Raw genomic sequence first — 14,007 nt, forward strand, 5'->3', positions numbered from 1 at the left:
GAAATCCCGCAGATGAGGGGCTCTCAGAGCTTAAGAAAGAGACAAGACATGACGGAATCTGGCAAACAGAAACAGCTGCTGCACCTTGTGTTCGGCGGCGAACTGGAAAATCTTCAGGATGTTCAGTTCCGGGATTTGAATGCGCTCGATATCGTCGGCATCTATCCTGACTACGCTTCAGCGCTGACCGCGTGGAGATCCAAGGCGCAGATGACTGTTGATAACGCCCATATGCGTTATTTTATCGTGCATATGCACCGTCTTCTCAATCCCGACGATAAAAATTGAGTCCTTTTGCCCTTGCGTTGTAATACTATTGGGTGAAGGCGAGTTTTCCCGTGATTCCTGCCCGGAATGGCAGGCAGGAAATTCGGTTGCGAGAAAACGTGATCGCGCTTTTGTTTCCGATGATAAAAAATGACGCAATTTGAGAAGAAGTAGGCGGCGATAACAACAAAGAACAGGGGCAGGGCATTGCGCGGAATGATCAAGGGCAGAATGTCATGAGCAGCCGTATCGCACGTTTCGCTCTTTCCGGTTACAGGATTGCCGGTATCGCCGCTTATCCGTTTGCACGGCCTTATCTTTCCTATCGGGCCGCAAAGGGTAAGGAAGACAAGCGCCGCCGTCTAGAACGTTTCGGTTATGCCAGCGCGGAGCGCCCCCGTGGCCCGCTCGTCTGGTTCCATGCCGCAAGTGTCGGCGAAACGCTCGCCCTCATTCCGCTTATCCGCGAAATACGCAAGCGCGATATCTTCGTGCTTTTAACAACCGGCACCGTCACCTCGGCCGAGTTGACCCGTACCCGGCTTGGCGACGATGTGATCCACCAATATGTGCCGCTCGACATCAAGATCGCGGTGAACCGTTTCCTCGCCTATTGGGCACCGGATGCCGCCATCACCGCTGAATCGGAAATCTGGCCGGTGACGATGATGGAGCTGGAGCGCCGGCACATTCCGCAGATCCGGGTCAATGCGCGGCTCTCGGACCGCTCCTTCGACCGCTGGAACAACCGGCACGACATTGCTGAATCGCTGTTTTCCAAGCTGGCGCTGGTGGTTGCGCAATCCGATGTCGACGCCGAACGCTTCCGTGATCTCGGCTCCTGGCCGGTGGTGATATCCGGCAACCTCAAGGGCGATACCGATCCGCCGCCCTGCGACGACGCTCTGCTCGAGCACTATCGCAGGCAGATCGGCACCCGCAAGACATGGGCGGCGATCTCCACCTTCGACGGTGAAGAGAAGGCAGCAGCCACCGTCCACGCGGCGATCAAGTCGCGCAACGGTCAATTGACCATCATCGTGCCGCGCCACCCCGAGCGCGGCGACGATGTGGAAGCCATGCTGAAGGGCATGGGGCTGACCGTGGCGCGCAGAAGCCGCAACGACGTGATCACGCCGGAAACCGATATCTTCCTCGGGGATTCCATTGGCGAAATGGGGCTTTACCTCAGGCTCACCGAACTTGCCTTCGTCGGCCGTTCGCTGACGGCTGAGGGTGGGCAGAACCCGCTGGAGCCGGCAATGCTGGGCTGCGCCGTACTGTCAGGCGCGCATGTACAGAATTTCCGCGAGGCCTATCAGAAGCTGATCCGCGCCGGCGGCGGGCGCATCGTCCGCGATGTCGAGATGCTGGCCAAGGCGGTGCATTACCTCCTGGTCAACGACAATGAACGCTACAAGATGATCGATGCTGGCAACCGGGTCATTCAGGACATGCGCGGCGCGCTTTCCGCCACCGTCAAGGCGCTGGAGCCCTACATCAACCCGCTCACAGTCACCGCCAAGCTGCAACCGCGGAGTGCCATCGGCTCATGGTAGCGGATATGGAAATTGATGCGACCCAATCGATTGCCGCTGTCCTTTTCGACAAGGACGGCACGCTGTTGGGCTATGACGCAAGCTGGGGTCCGGTGAACCGCGAACTTGCGGCGATTGCGGCAAAGGGCGATCCCGGTCTTGCGGACCAGCTTCTTGCCGCATGCGGCATGGATCCGGTTACCGGGCATGTGGTGCCCGACAGTCTTTTGGCAGCCGGCAATACGGCGGAGATAGCTGCCGGTCTCGTCGCCGCTGGTTCGCCCTGCGATGTCGTGGAGCTGACTGCGCGGCTCGACCGGCTATTCACCGAGGCAGCGGATAAATCCGTGCCGGTGACCGATCTCAAGGCATTTTTCGCAAGGCTCAAGGCACGCGGCTACAAGCTCGGCATCGCCTCCAGCGACAACGAAAAATCCATCCGCCAGACGGCGATCCGTTTCGGTTTCGAAAGCGATGTCGATTTCGTCGCGGGTTATGACAGCGGTTACGGCACCAAGCCGCAACCCGGCATGGTTCTCGGTTTCTGCGAAGCGATCGGCCTTGCGCCCGCGCGCGTGGCAGTGGTCGGCGACAATAATCACGATCTGCATATGGCGAGAAATGCCGGCGCAGGATTGCGGATTGCCGTTCTCACCGGAACCGGCTCGCGCGAAAGCCTTGGCGCCGACGCCCATTATTGTTTCGATGACATTACCGCGCTGGAAACACTGCTGCCGGAACGCGTTGTTTAGATCAAGTCCCCGCAGTGTGCGCCACTTGTCGCACAAGATGGGAAGAGACAAGCTGCGCATGTATAACCGGGTTTTGCAATTCAGGGTTTTTTCTGGCAAATACCCATGTGACTTGTCGAATTTAAGCGCAATGCCGTGGGCGATGCGGCCGGGAGCAGGCATATATGGTTTCTGAAGCGCCGCCTTTCTGGTGGCAGAAAGCAGGCTGGCAAGCCTGGCTGTTATCACCGTTTTCCCTTCTCTACGGCAATATTGCCGGCCGGCGGATGCGCACGGCAAAACGGGCGAGCGTTCCCGTTCCGGTCATCTGCATCGGCAACTTCACCGTTGGTGGTGCCGGAAAGACGCCGACCGCAATGGCAATCGCCCGAGCCGCCACCGCAAAGGGCCTGAAACCCGGCTTCCTGAGCCGTGGTTATGGCGGCACACTTGATGTCACGACCCTCGTCGATCCCGCGCAGCACCGCTCCGCTGATGTCGGTGATGAACCCCTGCTGCTTGCCCGCGAGGCGGTGACGGTCATCTCCCGCAAGCGGGTGGAAGGCGCACATCGGCTGGTGAAGGAGGGTGTGGATCTCATCATCATGGATGATGGCTTCCAGAGCGCACGCCTGACATTGGATTATGCGTTGGTCGTTATCGATACGGTACGCGGCATCGGCAACGGTCATCTTGTGCCGGGCGGCCCGGTCCGGGCGCCGCTTGCCGAACAGATGCGACATATGACCGGACTCTTGAAGGTCGGTAACGGCCATGCAGCCGATCCGCTGGTCAGAACCGCGGCAAAGGCCGCCAAACCGGTTTTCGTCGCAGCGATCAAGCCGCAGGAACCGCAGGATTTCAAGGCAAGGCGCGTGCTGGCCTATGCGGGCATCGCCGATCCCGCCAAGTTTTTCCGAACCGTCGAGGGGCTTGGTGGCGAAATCGTGCTGCAGCGCTCCTTTCCTGATCATCACCATTTCAGCGATGATGAGATCGCCGATCTTCTGCAGGACGCGGATAAGGAAAACCTGCAGCTGGTGACGACTGCCAAGGACGCCGTGCGTCTTAACGGACACCATGGCCGTGCGGAAGAATTGTTGTGGAACAGCCTGGTGATCGAAGTCGACATGGTGTTCGACGATCCCAATGCGGCTGGGACGATCATCGAGACGGCGGTGGTGAACTGCCGCGCCCGTTTGCTGCGGGAAAATGCGCGGACGTTAATTTAGAGCATCTCGGAACGCAAGCCGCCGGGTACTTACCCCCCTCATTCCTGTGCTTGTCACAGGGATGAGGTTGGAGAGGTGAGCAGCCCTCAGCGCGAAAAGAAGCGTTCTCACACGCGGCCATTTCGGGCGTGCTTCCGCGCCTGATCAGGCGGGCAAATTACCAGCCTTCCGCTCTGCCTCCAGTGAGGCGCTGGCATCCACATAGGCTTCCTGCCGGGCGACGCTCCAGTAGCGCAGCTCGTCGACCGGAATGGTCTTGCCGGTGATGGCGCATATGACATGCGAGCCGGTCTGCACGATCCGGAAGTCACCGTCGAGATATTCGATGACGGCGATGCGGTTTCCGCCTCCCTCAAATCTGTTCATCCGTTTTCGTCTCCTGCTATGTCCTGTTAGTGCATCCAGCCCGAAACGGCGTAGCGTTCTCCTGAACAATCCGGATGCTCCAGTCCCCTGAATTTATATCGCTGAGCTACGCCCAAGGCCAGCCCTGCCTGCTGCCCCCGGGTTAAGGCTCAGCTTCGGCCGAAGAGACGTTCTATATCGGAAAGTTTCAGCTCGATATAGGTCGGACGACCGTGATTGCACTGTCCTGAACCCGGCGTGTTTTCCATCTGCCGTAAAAGCGCGTTCATCTCCTCCGGCCGCATGCGCCGCCCTGAACGCACCGAGCCGTGGCAAGCCATGGTGGCGGCAACATATTCCAGCTTGTTGGCAAGCGTGGAGGCGGCGTCCCATTCGGCGATCTCGTCGGCAAGCTGCCGAACCAGCCCCTGCACGTTGACCTCGCCAAGCATCGCCGGCGTTTCGCGAACCGCGACCGCCCCCGGTCCGAAACGCTCGATGACCAGCCCCAGCGCATCGAAACCAGCCGCATGGTCCATCAGCCGGTCGCAATCCTCTTCGGGAAGGTCGATGATCTCAGGAATGAGCAGCACCTGTGAAGGCGGGCGTCTGGAATGCAGCGCATTGCGCATTTCCTCAAACACCAGCCGTTCATGCGCCGCATGCTGATCGACGATGACGAGGCCGTCTTCCGTCTGCGCGACGATGTAGTTCTGGTGCAGCTGCGCCCGCGCGGCGCCGAGCGGATATTGTAACTGTTCCAGCGACGGGCTTGCAGACGCCTCGTAAACCTCGCGGGGTTCCGCCCGCGCGGTCGGCATGGTGATGTCGGAAAAGCGCGATTGCACGGCCTCGGCAAATTGCATGTTCCCGGAAACGGCAAGCGGTCGGGACGGCGAGGCCGCGGCGGACCATGTCGCAGCGGCAGACGGTCGGAGATTGGACGGGCTGTAGCCGGGGCGAAAGGCGTTCATCATCTGGCTGGCACCAGTCGTCGCCGCCCTGTCGCCGTCGCGGGTCAGCGCCTGGCGGATAGCACCGACGATCAGCCCGCGAACGAGGCCGGGATCGCGGAAGCGCACATCTGATTTCGCCGGATGCACGTTCACGTCCACAAAGGCAGGGTCGAGCGTCAGGGACAGCACCGCGACCGGATATCGTCCGTGCGGCACGGTTTCGGCATAGGCACCGCGAATGGCGGACAACAGCAATTTGTCCTGCACCGGGCGACCGTTGACGAAGACATATTGATGCGCCGAGTTGCCGCGGTTGAAGGTCGGCACGCCGGCAAAACCGGAGAGCGTGATATCCTCGCGCCCGGCATCGATTTCGATGGCGTTGTCCTTGAACTCGGCACCGAGAATCTGCGCCATGCGGGCAAGGTGATCGTCGCCGGTGGAGGGGATTTCAAGTGTGGAGCGGTCGGTGCCTGACAGCACGAAGCGGATATGCGGAAAGGCAATCGCCATCCGTTTGACGACCTCGGTGATGGCGGCTGCCTCCGCCCGCTCCGTCTTCAGGAATTTCAGCCGCGCAGGCGTCGCGAAAAACAGGTCGCGCACCTCGACGATGGTGCCGGCATTGGCGGCGGCGGGCCGGACCTCGGAGACTTTGCCGCCGGTGACGGAGATCACCGAACCCTGTTCTGCGCCGTGTTGCCGGCTGGTGATGGAAAGCTTGGCAACCGAGCCGATGGAGGGCAGAGCCTCACCGCGAAAGCCGAGCGTGCGGATATCGTCAAGCGTGGTGGATATTTTCGAGGTGCAATGGCGTCGGACCGCAAGCTCCAGATCGGCAGGCGACATGCCGGAGCCGTTATCGGTGATGCGCACCAGTCCCTTGCCGCCGCCCGCCGTGGCGATCTCGATGCGCGTTGCGCCCGCGTCGATGGCGTTTTCCACCAGCTCCTTCGTGGCGCTGGAGGGTCTTTCGATGACCTCGCCGGCGGCGATCTGGTTGATGAGGGTTTCTGAAAGCTGCTTGATGGCCATGATCGTCATTTTCGCGGATTCGTCACGGCTTCGAAAGCAAAAAACTCAAGTCGTGAAAGTTTGCACATGTTTTGCGGCCTGCCCGGCATTTGATCATTTCCGTCAACGTCAGGTTAAGCGTTAATCCGCCTTTAATCGGCCTTGCATATGGTGAGGCGGCTTGAAATGACTGCAGGAACGAGGCCCCCCTTCGCCGGGTGGTGTGACGTCGTATATGGGTGAACGTCATCTTCCCCTCAAGACTGCTTCAAGTAGCGAACCCTGATGTCTCTTTTTCGGAATTTACCGTTTCATCCCGGCATTTGCCTCGGACGATTCCAATAGAAACATAAGCCTGACCCTGAAAACAGGTGGGAGTTTGCAGTTGAGTGATTTGGCGTCCTCCGGCGCGGGCGTTCATACGGTGATGCTTGATGCCCTTTGCGACGCGCTTGGCGCGGCGATCGTCGTTTACGACCGGAACGATCACATCGTTTTCGCAAGCCGGAAGCTTTTGAGTTTTTTTCCACTGCAAGAGGCCGTTATCGGGCCGGGCGCGCGGCTGCGCGACTATCTGAGCGCGCTTTACGATTGTTATCTTCTGGAAGCGGAAAGCCTGTCCGCCAATGCCCGGCAGCTGGGACGCGAGGAATGGATTGGCGAGCGGCTGGCGCTGCACTGGAAGGAAAGGTCTGAAAAAACCGAGCGGCTGAAGGGGGAGCGCTTCCTGCGCTTCGTCATGAACCGCCTGCCTTCCGGGCTGGGCATCAGCGTCGTTGCCGATATTTCCGAACAGAAGAAAAGAGAAGAACAGTGGCGCATCGACCTTGAGCGCGTGCAGCTGATCGAAGACATTCTCGACAATCTGCCGTTTCCGGTCCTCGTCAAGGACCGGAACCTCGCCTATGCCGCCGTAAATAAAGCCGCCTGCACCATGGTCGAGACCAGTGCAGAGAGCATTCTCGGCCGCACGGTTTTCGATCTGCATTCGCGCCAGGTCGCAGGCCGGATCGACGCTGCCGATCGCAAGGTGCTGGACAGCGGCACGCCGAGCATCCTTCCCGAAAGGGTAAGGCGCGCGAATGGTGAAGAGGTGCTGACGATTACCCGCAAGCAGCGGGTGGGTCGGCCTGGCCGGCATTTTCTGGTGACGACGATGGAGGACGTGACCGCGCTCGCCACCATCGACGCGAACGGCATGCCCGTCATCCCCTCGCTCGAACATGTCGATTTTGTCGCCTCCACCTATGGCAAGGATGAAGATCGCGATGCCGCAGGCGGTCTGCTGAAAAGCAAGGCGGTGCTGGTGGTTTCCGGAAACGGGCGCTTTGCCGAAGCCGCCTGCCACCGGCTGGCCGCGAGCGGGATGGATCATGCCGTGGTGAGGAGCGAGGAAGAACAGCGTAGTTTCATCGATATCGCCGCCTCCGCAGGCGTCGGCATCGATGTCGTCGTCGTCGACGCCCAGATGAGCGTCACATGCCTCGATATCGCGGCTGCGCATGACCTGCCGGTCGTCACCATTGAGGAAGAGGAGATCGACGCTTCGCTGCTGCATTATCTCGCCGTCGGCCTCAAATCGTCGCCGAAGGAAAAATCCTACGACGAGGACTGGGAGATCATGACCGAGGACCTGCCCAAAATCCTCAAGACCGGCGGCGTCTGCGAGATACTTCTCGTTGAGGACAACAGGGTCAACCAGATCGTCTTCTCACAAATCCTCGAGGGGTTGGGGCTGTCCTGGCGGCTTGCCACGTCGGGTGAGGAGGCGTTGCGTCTTTTTGCGGAACAGGCGCCGTCCGTCGTCCTGCTCGACACCACGCTTGGCGATATCGACGGTTTCGAGGTCGCCCGCCGTATGCGTGCACTGGCCGGCGACGAGCGCATTCCCATCGTCGGCGTCATCACCCACGCTTTCGAGGGCGATCTCGACAAATGCCTGGCGGCCGGCATGGAAGACATGCTGCTGAAACCCGTCAGTCCCGATATGGTCGATGCCGTTTTCCTGCGCCTTTTCGGCAAGGATGCCCTGCGGCTGCAAGCCTGAAGCTCCTTCATTTCGGCTTTTTGTGTTGGAGCCCCTGGCCTTGCGGAAACGCCGCCGCATTTTCGGTGCGCGGTTCTATGGCTTTTTTAATACTTGCCCTGCATTGTGATCGCGGTCGACACGGGATTCACGAGATGCAGGAATGAAACGGGCAGAGCCGCAGGCGTTGCACGTCAGCCAGAACGAGCTGCAGGCGATGGCTTACAGCGATCCGCTGACGGGGCTTGGCAATCGTTACCGTTTGCGGGACAAGATCCGCATGCTCGCCAGCGAGCGTTCCAGCGATCCCGCGCCCTTCACCGTCGGCATTGCGAATATTGACGGCTTCAAACCCATCAACGATCTTTTCGGGGTGCAGGCGGGCGACGAGATTTTGTGCCAGGTCGCGCATCGGCTGAAGGCTTGCATTCCCGATGGCGCCGCCGTGACGCGCCATGATGGCGACGAATTCGCCTTCGTGCTGCCGCTGGTATTCGAACGCACCGGCGCAGAGCGCATCGGCAATATGATCAAGGACGTACTTTCTGCGCCTTACGATCTCGGCGACCGCAACGTCCGGCTTTCCTCCTCCTTCGGTTTTGCCATCTACCCCTTCGCCGGCGATGATTTCGAGGATTTGCTGAAAAGCGCCGAGACTGCGCTTTACCGCTCCAAGCGCCGTGGCCGTGGCCAGATAACGGTCTATTCGCGCGAGATTGCGCAGGAAATGAAGCGCGCCACCCAGCTGGAACAGGCGTTGCGTAACGCCATCATCACCGATGCGATCGACGTGCATTTCCAGCCCATCGTCAGGCTGGAAGAAGCGAAGGTCATCGGTTTCGAGGCACTCGCCCGCTGGAACGACCCCGATCTCGGTTTCGTATCGCCCGCCGTTTTCGTTCCGCTGGCCGAAGAACGCGGTTTCATCGACGCGCTGTCGGAAGCGCTGCTGAGGAAGGCTGCGGAAGCGGCGCTGTTCTGGCCGCGAGAGCTTTTCCTGTCCTTCAACCTGTCTTCCGCGCAATTGATGGACCCCGGCACAGCGGATAATATTCTGTCCATCCTGTCGCGTGTCGGCCTTGATCCGCACCGGCTGGAGCTTGAAATCACCGAAACGGCTGTCATGACATCCGCCGATACCGCGCAGCGCATCATCAGCGAATTGCAGGGTGCGGGTGTTCGTATCTCTCTCGACGATTTCGGCACCGGCCAGTCGAGCCTTGGCCGCCTGCGCGACTTCACCTTCGACAAGGTCAAGATCGACCGCGCCTTCGTGTCCCGCATCAGCAGCGACCGTCCTTCGGAACATATCATCAAGGCCATCGTCGCCATGTGCGAAGGGCTTGATCTCGAGGTCGTCGCGGAGGGTATCGAGGAGCAGGCGGAAGAGGAAAAACTGCGCGCGCTCGGCTGCGCTATGGGGCAGGGCTATTTTTACGGCCGCCCCGCCGATGCCGCCGCCACGCAGCGTTACCTTCACGAAAACTATCGCGAGATCCTGTCGGATATTCCCTGAGAAATGGAGTGGCCTTGGACATAAGGCTGTAGGGACCTCCCCAGCCTCATCCCTGTGACGAGCACAGGAATGAGAAGGCGGCACGCGCCGCGCTTCACAACCGGTAGAGCGGCTCGAACCTGCCCTTCACCTCAATCCCCAGCTCGAATGTCTTTCCGTGCTGCGGATTGGCGGCAATGGCGTCGTCGTCAAGATTTTCGCGGGCGGATGTGACGAGAAGGTGCGACGCATCGGGGCCGATGAAGGCCGGGCAGGTGGTCTGTCCCGCCGGCACCAGATAGCGTTCGATGTGGTTGCCGTCGGCATCGTAACGATCGACCGCACCCATCCCCCAGCGGGCGTTCCAGATATGCCCGTCCGCATCGCAGACCGATCCGTCTACGCCACCGTCGATACCGGCGGTGTCAATGAACACCTCTGCCTTGCCGGTGGGAAGTCCCGTCTCGGCATCGAGTGGCACCCTCATCAGCTCGTTGACCTTGGTGTCGACGTAATATCCGGTCGCGCCATCGGGCGAAAAGCAGATCGAATTTGGAATGCTGATATCGGCAAACAGCTTGGTCACGGTTCCCCTGGCAACGTGGTAGATGCTGCCCGCGCCGATTTGCGCCTTGCGGCCCATGGTGCCGATCCACAGCGCGCCCGAGGGATGCATACGCCCATCATTGGAGCGGTTGTCGGGCATGTCCTTTTCCAGCTCCGCATGCAGCGTCAACACGCCGGTTGCCGTATCGCGAAGGAAAAGGCCGTCATCGGAGGCGATCAATTGCTTGTGGTCGCTGATTTTCGCCAGTGCGCTGCCCATGAAGGGCAGGGCGTGCACCGTTTTGCGGCCGGAAGCGAGATGCAATTCATGCAGTTCGCGCCCGATGATATTGAACCACCAGGCCGTGCCGGTCGCCGGGTCGAAAGTCGGGCCTTCGCCAAGCGTCATCGGCGTTTCGTCAAGAACACGTCCGGCAAAGGGATAAACGGTCGCCATGCTCTTATCCTCCAATTGCTGCATCATAGGCCGAAAGCGTGACGATGGCGCGCTCGCGCACCTCCGCAGCCGTCATGCCGGGCTTGTAGAGACTGGTGCCAAGCCCGAAAGCGAGGATGCCGGCGTTGGTATAGTCGGCGAAATTCTTGTCCGAAACGCCACCGACGGCGGCAATGACCAGATCCTTCGGCAGGATCGTCCGGATCGCATTGATGCCGGCCGGGCCGATGATGCTGGCGGGAAAGAATTTCAGCCCGGTTGCTCCGGCTTTTGCGGCAACCAAAGCCTCGGTGGGGGTCAGAACACCCGGCATCGTCACCATGCCCTTGACGCGCGCGGCGGTGATGACGTCGGCATCGGCGTTGGGGCTGACCATCAGCTTGCCACCGGCGGCGTCCAGCGCATCCACGTCTTCCGTGCTGAGCACGGTGCCGGCGCCGATCAGGCAATCGGCGGGCGCCATCTTTGCGGCGATCTCGATCGAGCGGAACGGATCGGGCGAATTGAGCGGGATTTCGATGGCGCGGAAGCCGGTCTCGATCAGCGCGCCGACGACGCCTTCGGTTTCCTCGGGTTTAAGGCCGCGCAGGATGGCGATCAGCGGATATTTTATGGCGGGGAAGGGAATACGCATGGTGGGTCTTTCGTCCTTGAGCGGGATGGCGAAAAGCGTGAGCGGTTCTCGCCTGGAATTCCGCTCCACTGAATAATCTATGACCAGATGGCATTTGCGGCGGCTAACAACCCGCGCCGAACGGCCTCGTCTGCGTCGATGACAGTATATTGAATCTCAAGGGCTGCGAATGCACCCTCGTAAAGCGCACCGAGCGCGCCGGAGCCAATCAGCACCACCGGCGTGTCCCGCCGTACGGAGGAATGCGCACCGGCGATTTCCAGTCCGATCATGATGCCGGAAAGCTTGGCCTTGGCGTCTGTCGCGGTGAGGCCGTGCAGCAATTGTCCGGAGCGCAGGGTGAACAGACGGTTGGTGGCGAGCTGCGGATTGGCATAGATGTCACGCACGGCCGCCCTGAATACCTCGTGCTCGCCGGTAAAGGCTTCGGCTTCCGCCACCGCATGGGAAAGGATGGTCTGTTTCGAGATGACCTCAAACAGCTCACCGGTCATGAAGGTGGCAAAGCCCGTCACGTCGCTGCCATCCACCGTTACCCATTTGGAATGGGTGCCGGGCATGCAGACCAGCTTCCTGCCGCCACCCGCGGAGCTGAGTGCACCGAGCAATTGCGTTTCTTCGCCACGCATCACATCAGGTGCGTTTTTGTCCCGCTGCGCCAACCCCGGCAGAATGCGGACATCCCGCTCCTGACCCGGCACGCGCACCGCACCATCAAGAACCGCTGAAAGCGATGCAGGCACGTCGATATAACCGGCCTCCACCCAGCCCTGCCGCGCACCTGCCATGCCGCAGATGAGAACGGGCAGTTTTTCCGGTGCGCCGATGGCATCGAGATGCGATTGCAGCACCTCTGTAAAGCCGGTCCGCATGGCCGTCGTCATGCCTTCAGCACTTCTGCGCTCAGCCAGCACCGCGCCGGACCGGCTGAGCAGCCAGAGCCGGAAACTGGTCGTGCCCCAGTCGACGGCGATAAAAGCGGGTTCAGACATTATAACAGGCCTCCGTCTACGATTATGGATTGCGCGGTGATCGCGCTCGATGCCGATGATGCGAGAAACAGGCACGGACCCACCAGATCGGCGGCGACAAGCGTGCGCTTGAGACATTGCCGTGCCGTGGTCGAGGTGACGTCGTCGTCCGTCAGCCACAATTCTTTCTGCCGTTCCGTCACGATCATGCCCGGCAGCAGCGTGTTGACGCGGATATTTTCCGGCCCCAACCGTCCGGCCAGGCTTTTCGTCAGACCGATGATGCCGGCCTTGGCTGCCGCATAAGAAGGAAGCTCGCCCATGTTCAGCAGAAACGAAATCGAGGAGAAATTGATGATGGATGCGTCCTGCGCCTGCCGCAGATGCGGCAAGGCGGCCTGAACCGTGAAGAACATCTGCTTGAGATTGACGGCCTGATTGGCATCCCAATAGGCTTCTGTGACGGTATCGATGTCGTGGCGGTCGTCCCATGCGGCATTGTTGACGAGCACCTTGATGCCGCTGGTCGCAACTGCCGCCGCCTCCACGCTCTGCCGGGTCGCCGCAATGTCGCGCAGGTCGGTCTTGAAGAAATGGACCTGATGGCGTGCGCTCTGCGCAAGCCGCGCAACGAGCGCCACACTCGGCTCTTCGGCGATGTCGATGAACGCGACCCTTGCGCCCTGCGCCGCAAAGGCCTCCACCAGCGATGCCCCGATGCCGGAGCCGCCGCCGGTGACGAGCACGCCCGCGTCCTTGAGGTCAGGGAAATGGGCTTGCATCATCGACATCGTCTCGTCCAGTAGGGGATTGATTGTTCCATTATTTGGAACTAGATTTTACTAAGTGGAATTATTCTCTTGGCCGCAGGCTTATGTCAAGACAGATGACGGTGGATGTTGCATGCCCGATCACAAAAACCCAAATGACAGCGAGTATGAGGTGGTTCCTGCCTTGGAGCGAAAAAAGGAAAGCGTAACCGGCACACTCGGTAAGGCCGTCTCGCTTCTGGAGCTTATCGCCCTTGCCGAAAAACCGATGCGCTTCACCGACGTTGTCGAGGCTTGCGGCCAGCCGCGCGGCACGGTGCACCGCCAGCTCACCCATCTCGTGGCCGAAGGTCTGGTCGATCATGTCGCCGACCAGACCTATGTCGTGGGTCTGAGGCTGCTGCAATTGGCTGCCAAGGCCTGGAGCGGCAATGATCTGCGCAGCGTTGCCGCGCCGCATCTGGCGGCATTGCAGGAGGCGACGCAGGAATCCGTGCATCTTGCCGTTCTGAACGGCGGGCAAGTCACCTATCTGGACAAGATGGAGGGCAGGCATACTTTGCGCATGCATTCGCAGGTGGGCAAGACATCACCCGCCTATTGCACAGGGGTGGGCAAGGCCGCGCTGTCAATGCTTTCCCCTGACGATCTCGCTGCACTTGCCGCAGAGCTGGACTTCCATCGCTTCACGCAAAATACGATCGTAACCCCGCAAATGCTGGCGCAGGATGTGGCCGCCATTCGCAGCAATGGCTACGGTTTCGACCTTCAGGAACATGAGATCGGCATTCACTGCGTTGCCGCGCCGGTAAGGGCGCCGGGGCGCAATTTTCTCGCGGCGATTTCCGTCACCGGCCCAGCCTATCGCGTGGATGTGGAGCAACTGCGGAAATGGGGTCCTCTGGTGCGCGAAACGGCCGATCAAATTTCGGCGGAACTTGCCTGCAGATTATCTCCGGTTGCGAATGGTTGAGAAAAATGGAAGCGTGAAGCTGTTGGTTTCCGCTTCAAAAACGGCAGATCGC

Annotated in this window: 13 protein-coding genes; 7 read left to right on the top strand and 6 right to left on the bottom strand. The window is 60.3% G+C overall.

The annotated features are described in order from the left end of the window. Positions 1–48 precede the first annotated feature (48 nt). From CRO62_RS21090 to lpxK, 4 genes are all read left to right on the top strand, one after another. Positions 49–288, top strand: a complete 240-nt coding sequence (locus CRO62_RS21090) for a DUF4170 domain-containing protein (protein ID WP_019564234.1) — start codon at positions 49–51, stop codon at positions 286–288. Between the two features lie 215 nt (positions 289–503). Then, complete coding sequence (gene waaA / locus CRO62_RS21095) at positions 504–1,826, top strand: lipid IV(A) 3-deoxy-D-manno-octulosonic acid transferase (RefSeq protein ID WP_097101653.1); 1,323 nt, start codon at positions 504–506, stop codon at positions 1,824–1,826. Beyond that, on the top strand, positions 1,820–2,557 hold the full coding sequence (locus CRO62_RS21100; RefSeq protein ID WP_097101655.1) for an HAD family hydrolase: 738 nt from the start codon (positions 1,820–1,822) through the stop codon (positions 2,555–2,557). The genes waaA and CRO62_RS21100 overlap by 7 nt, the downstream gene beginning before the upstream one ends. 164 nt (positions 2,558–2,721) lie before the next feature. Next, complete coding sequence (gene lpxK, locus CRO62_RS21105; protein WP_097101658.1) at positions 2,722–3,768, top strand: tetraacyldisaccharide 4'-kinase; 1,047 nt, start codon at positions 2,722–2,724, stop codon at positions 3,766–3,768. 144 nt (positions 3,769–3,912) lie between these two features. Here lpxK and CRO62_RS21110 read toward each other — a convergent pair whose 3' ends face one another. Next, positions 3,913–4,134 carry a DUF2093 domain-containing protein gene (locus CRO62_RS21110; protein ID WP_003519053.1) on the bottom strand — a complete coding sequence of 74 codons (222 nt, stop codon included), beginning with the start codon at positions 4,132–4,134 and terminating at the stop codon, positions 3,913–3,915. Between the two features lie 149 nt (positions 4,135–4,283). Next, the gene (mutL, locus tag CRO62_RS21115; protein ID WP_097101660.1) at positions 4,284–6,104 is read right to left on the bottom strand and encodes a DNA mismatch repair endonuclease MutL; all 1,821 of its coding nucleotides are present in this window, start codon (positions 6,102–6,104) and stop codon (positions 4,284–4,286) included. A gap of 406 nt (positions 6,105–6,510) precedes the next feature. On the opposite strand from mutL, the gene CRO62_RS21120 reads away from it, so the two are divergent. Together CRO62_RS21120 and CRO62_RS21125 are read left to right on the top strand one after the other, a co-directional pair. After that, positions 6,511–8,130 (top strand): response regulator, encoded by a 1,620-nt coding sequence (locus CRO62_RS21120; RefSeq protein WP_179784656.1) that lies wholly within the window; start codon positions 6,511–6,513, stop codon positions 8,128–8,130. A gap of 142 nt (positions 8,131–8,272) precedes the next feature. After that, positions 8,273–9,625 carry a putative bifunctional diguanylate cyclase/phosphodiesterase gene (locus CRO62_RS21125; RefSeq protein WP_003519050.1) on the top strand — a complete coding sequence of 451 codons (1,353 nt, stop codon included), beginning with the start codon at positions 8,273–8,275 and terminating at the stop codon, positions 9,623–9,625. Between the two features lie 94 nt (positions 9,626–9,719). Here the strand turns inward: CRO62_RS21125 and CRO62_RS21130 are convergent, their stop codons facing one another. From CRO62_RS21130 to CRO62_RS21145, 4 genes are all read right to left on the bottom strand, one after another. After that, positions 9,720–10,607 carry an SMP-30/gluconolactonase/LRE family protein gene (locus tag CRO62_RS21130; protein ID WP_097101665.1) on the bottom strand — a complete coding sequence of 296 codons (888 nt, stop codon included), beginning with the start codon at positions 10,605–10,607 and terminating at the stop codon, positions 9,720–9,722. Between the two features lie 4 nt (positions 10,608–10,611). Beyond that, entirely contained in the window at positions 10,612–11,241 is a 630-nt protein-coding gene (locus CRO62_RS21135) for a 2-dehydro-3-deoxy-6-phosphogalactonate aldolase (RefSeq protein ID WP_097103182.1), read from the bottom strand. Between the two features lie 77 nt (positions 11,242–11,318). Further along, positions 11,319–12,233, bottom strand: a complete 915-nt coding sequence (locus CRO62_RS21140; RefSeq protein WP_013635571.1) for a 2-dehydro-3-deoxygalactonokinase — start codon at positions 12,231–12,233, stop codon at positions 11,319–11,321. Beyond that, entirely contained in the window at positions 12,233–13,003 is a 771-nt protein-coding gene (locus CRO62_RS21145) for an SDR family NAD(P)-dependent oxidoreductase (protein WP_097101667.1), read from the bottom strand. Before CRO62_RS21145 ends, CRO62_RS21140 begins: the two co-directional genes overlap by 1 nt. Before the next feature lie 112 nt (positions 13,004–13,115). Between CRO62_RS21145 and CRO62_RS21150 the strand changes: the two genes are divergently transcribed. After that, positions 13,116–13,955, top strand: a complete 840-nt coding sequence (locus CRO62_RS21150) for an IclR family transcriptional regulator (protein ID WP_097101670.1) — start codon at positions 13,116–13,118, stop codon at positions 13,953–13,955. Positions 13,956–14,007: the final 52 nt, after the last annotated feature.

This window comes from Rhizobium sp. AN6A, assembly GCF_900215635.1.
In the GTDB taxonomy this organism is placed as follows: domain Bacteria; phylum Pseudomonadota; class Alphaproteobacteria; order Rhizobiales; family Rhizobiaceae; genus Agrobacterium; species Agrobacterium tumefaciens.

What these genes read in the sequence shown, in the direction of transcription:
- mutL (WP_097101660.1), bottom strand. Translation starts at nt 6,104, where the DNA reads ATGGCCATCAAGCAGCTTTCAGAAACCCTCATCAACCAGATCGCCGCC.
- CRO62_RS21135 (WP_097103182.1), bottom strand. Translation starts at nt 11,241, where the DNA reads ATGCGTATTCCCTTCCCCGCCATAAAATATCCGCTGATCGCCATCCTG.
- CRO62_RS21125 (WP_003519050.1), top strand. Translation starts at nt 8,273, where the DNA reads ATGAAACGGGCAGAGCCGCAGGCGTTGCACGTCAGCCAGAACGAGCTG.
- CRO62_RS21140 (WP_013635571.1), bottom strand. Translation starts at nt 12,233, where the DNA reads ATGTCTGAACCCGCTTTTATCGCCGTCGACTGGGGCACGACCAGTTTC.
- CRO62_RS21150 (WP_097101670.1), top strand. Translation starts at nt 13,116, where the DNA reads ATGCCCGATCACAAAAACCCAAATGACAGCGAGTATGAGGTGGTTCCT.
- CRO62_RS21090 (WP_019564234.1), top strand. Translation starts at nt 49, where the DNA reads ATGACGGAATCTGGCAAACAGAAACAGCTGCTGCACCTTGTGTTCGGC.
- CRO62_RS21145 (WP_097101667.1), bottom strand. Translation starts at nt 13,003, where the DNA reads ATGTCGATGATGCAAGCCCATTTCCCTGACCTCAAGGACGCGGGCGTG.
- lpxK (WP_097101658.1), top strand. Translation starts at nt 2,722, where the DNA reads ATGGTTTCTGAAGCGCCGCCTTTCTGGTGGCAGAAAGCAGGCTGGCAA.
- CRO62_RS21130 (WP_097101665.1), bottom strand. Translation starts at nt 10,607, where the DNA reads ATGGCGACCGTTTATCCCTTTGCCGGACGTGTTCTTGACGAAACGCCG.
- CRO62_RS21100 (WP_097101655.1), top strand. Translation starts at nt 1,820, where the DNA reads ATGGTAGCGGATATGGAAATTGATGCGACCCAATCGATTGCCGCTGTC.
- waaA (WP_097101653.1), top strand. Translation starts at nt 504, where the DNA reads ATGAGCAGCCGTATCGCACGTTTCGCTCTTTCCGGTTACAGGATTGCC.
- CRO62_RS21110 (WP_003519053.1), bottom strand. Translation starts at nt 4,134, where the DNA reads ATGAACAGATTTGAGGGAGGCGGAAACCGCATCGCCGTCATCGAATAT.
- CRO62_RS21120 (WP_179784656.1), top strand. Translation starts at nt 6,511, where the DNA reads ATGCTTGATGCCCTTTGCGACGCGCTTGGCGCGGCGATCGTCGTTTAC.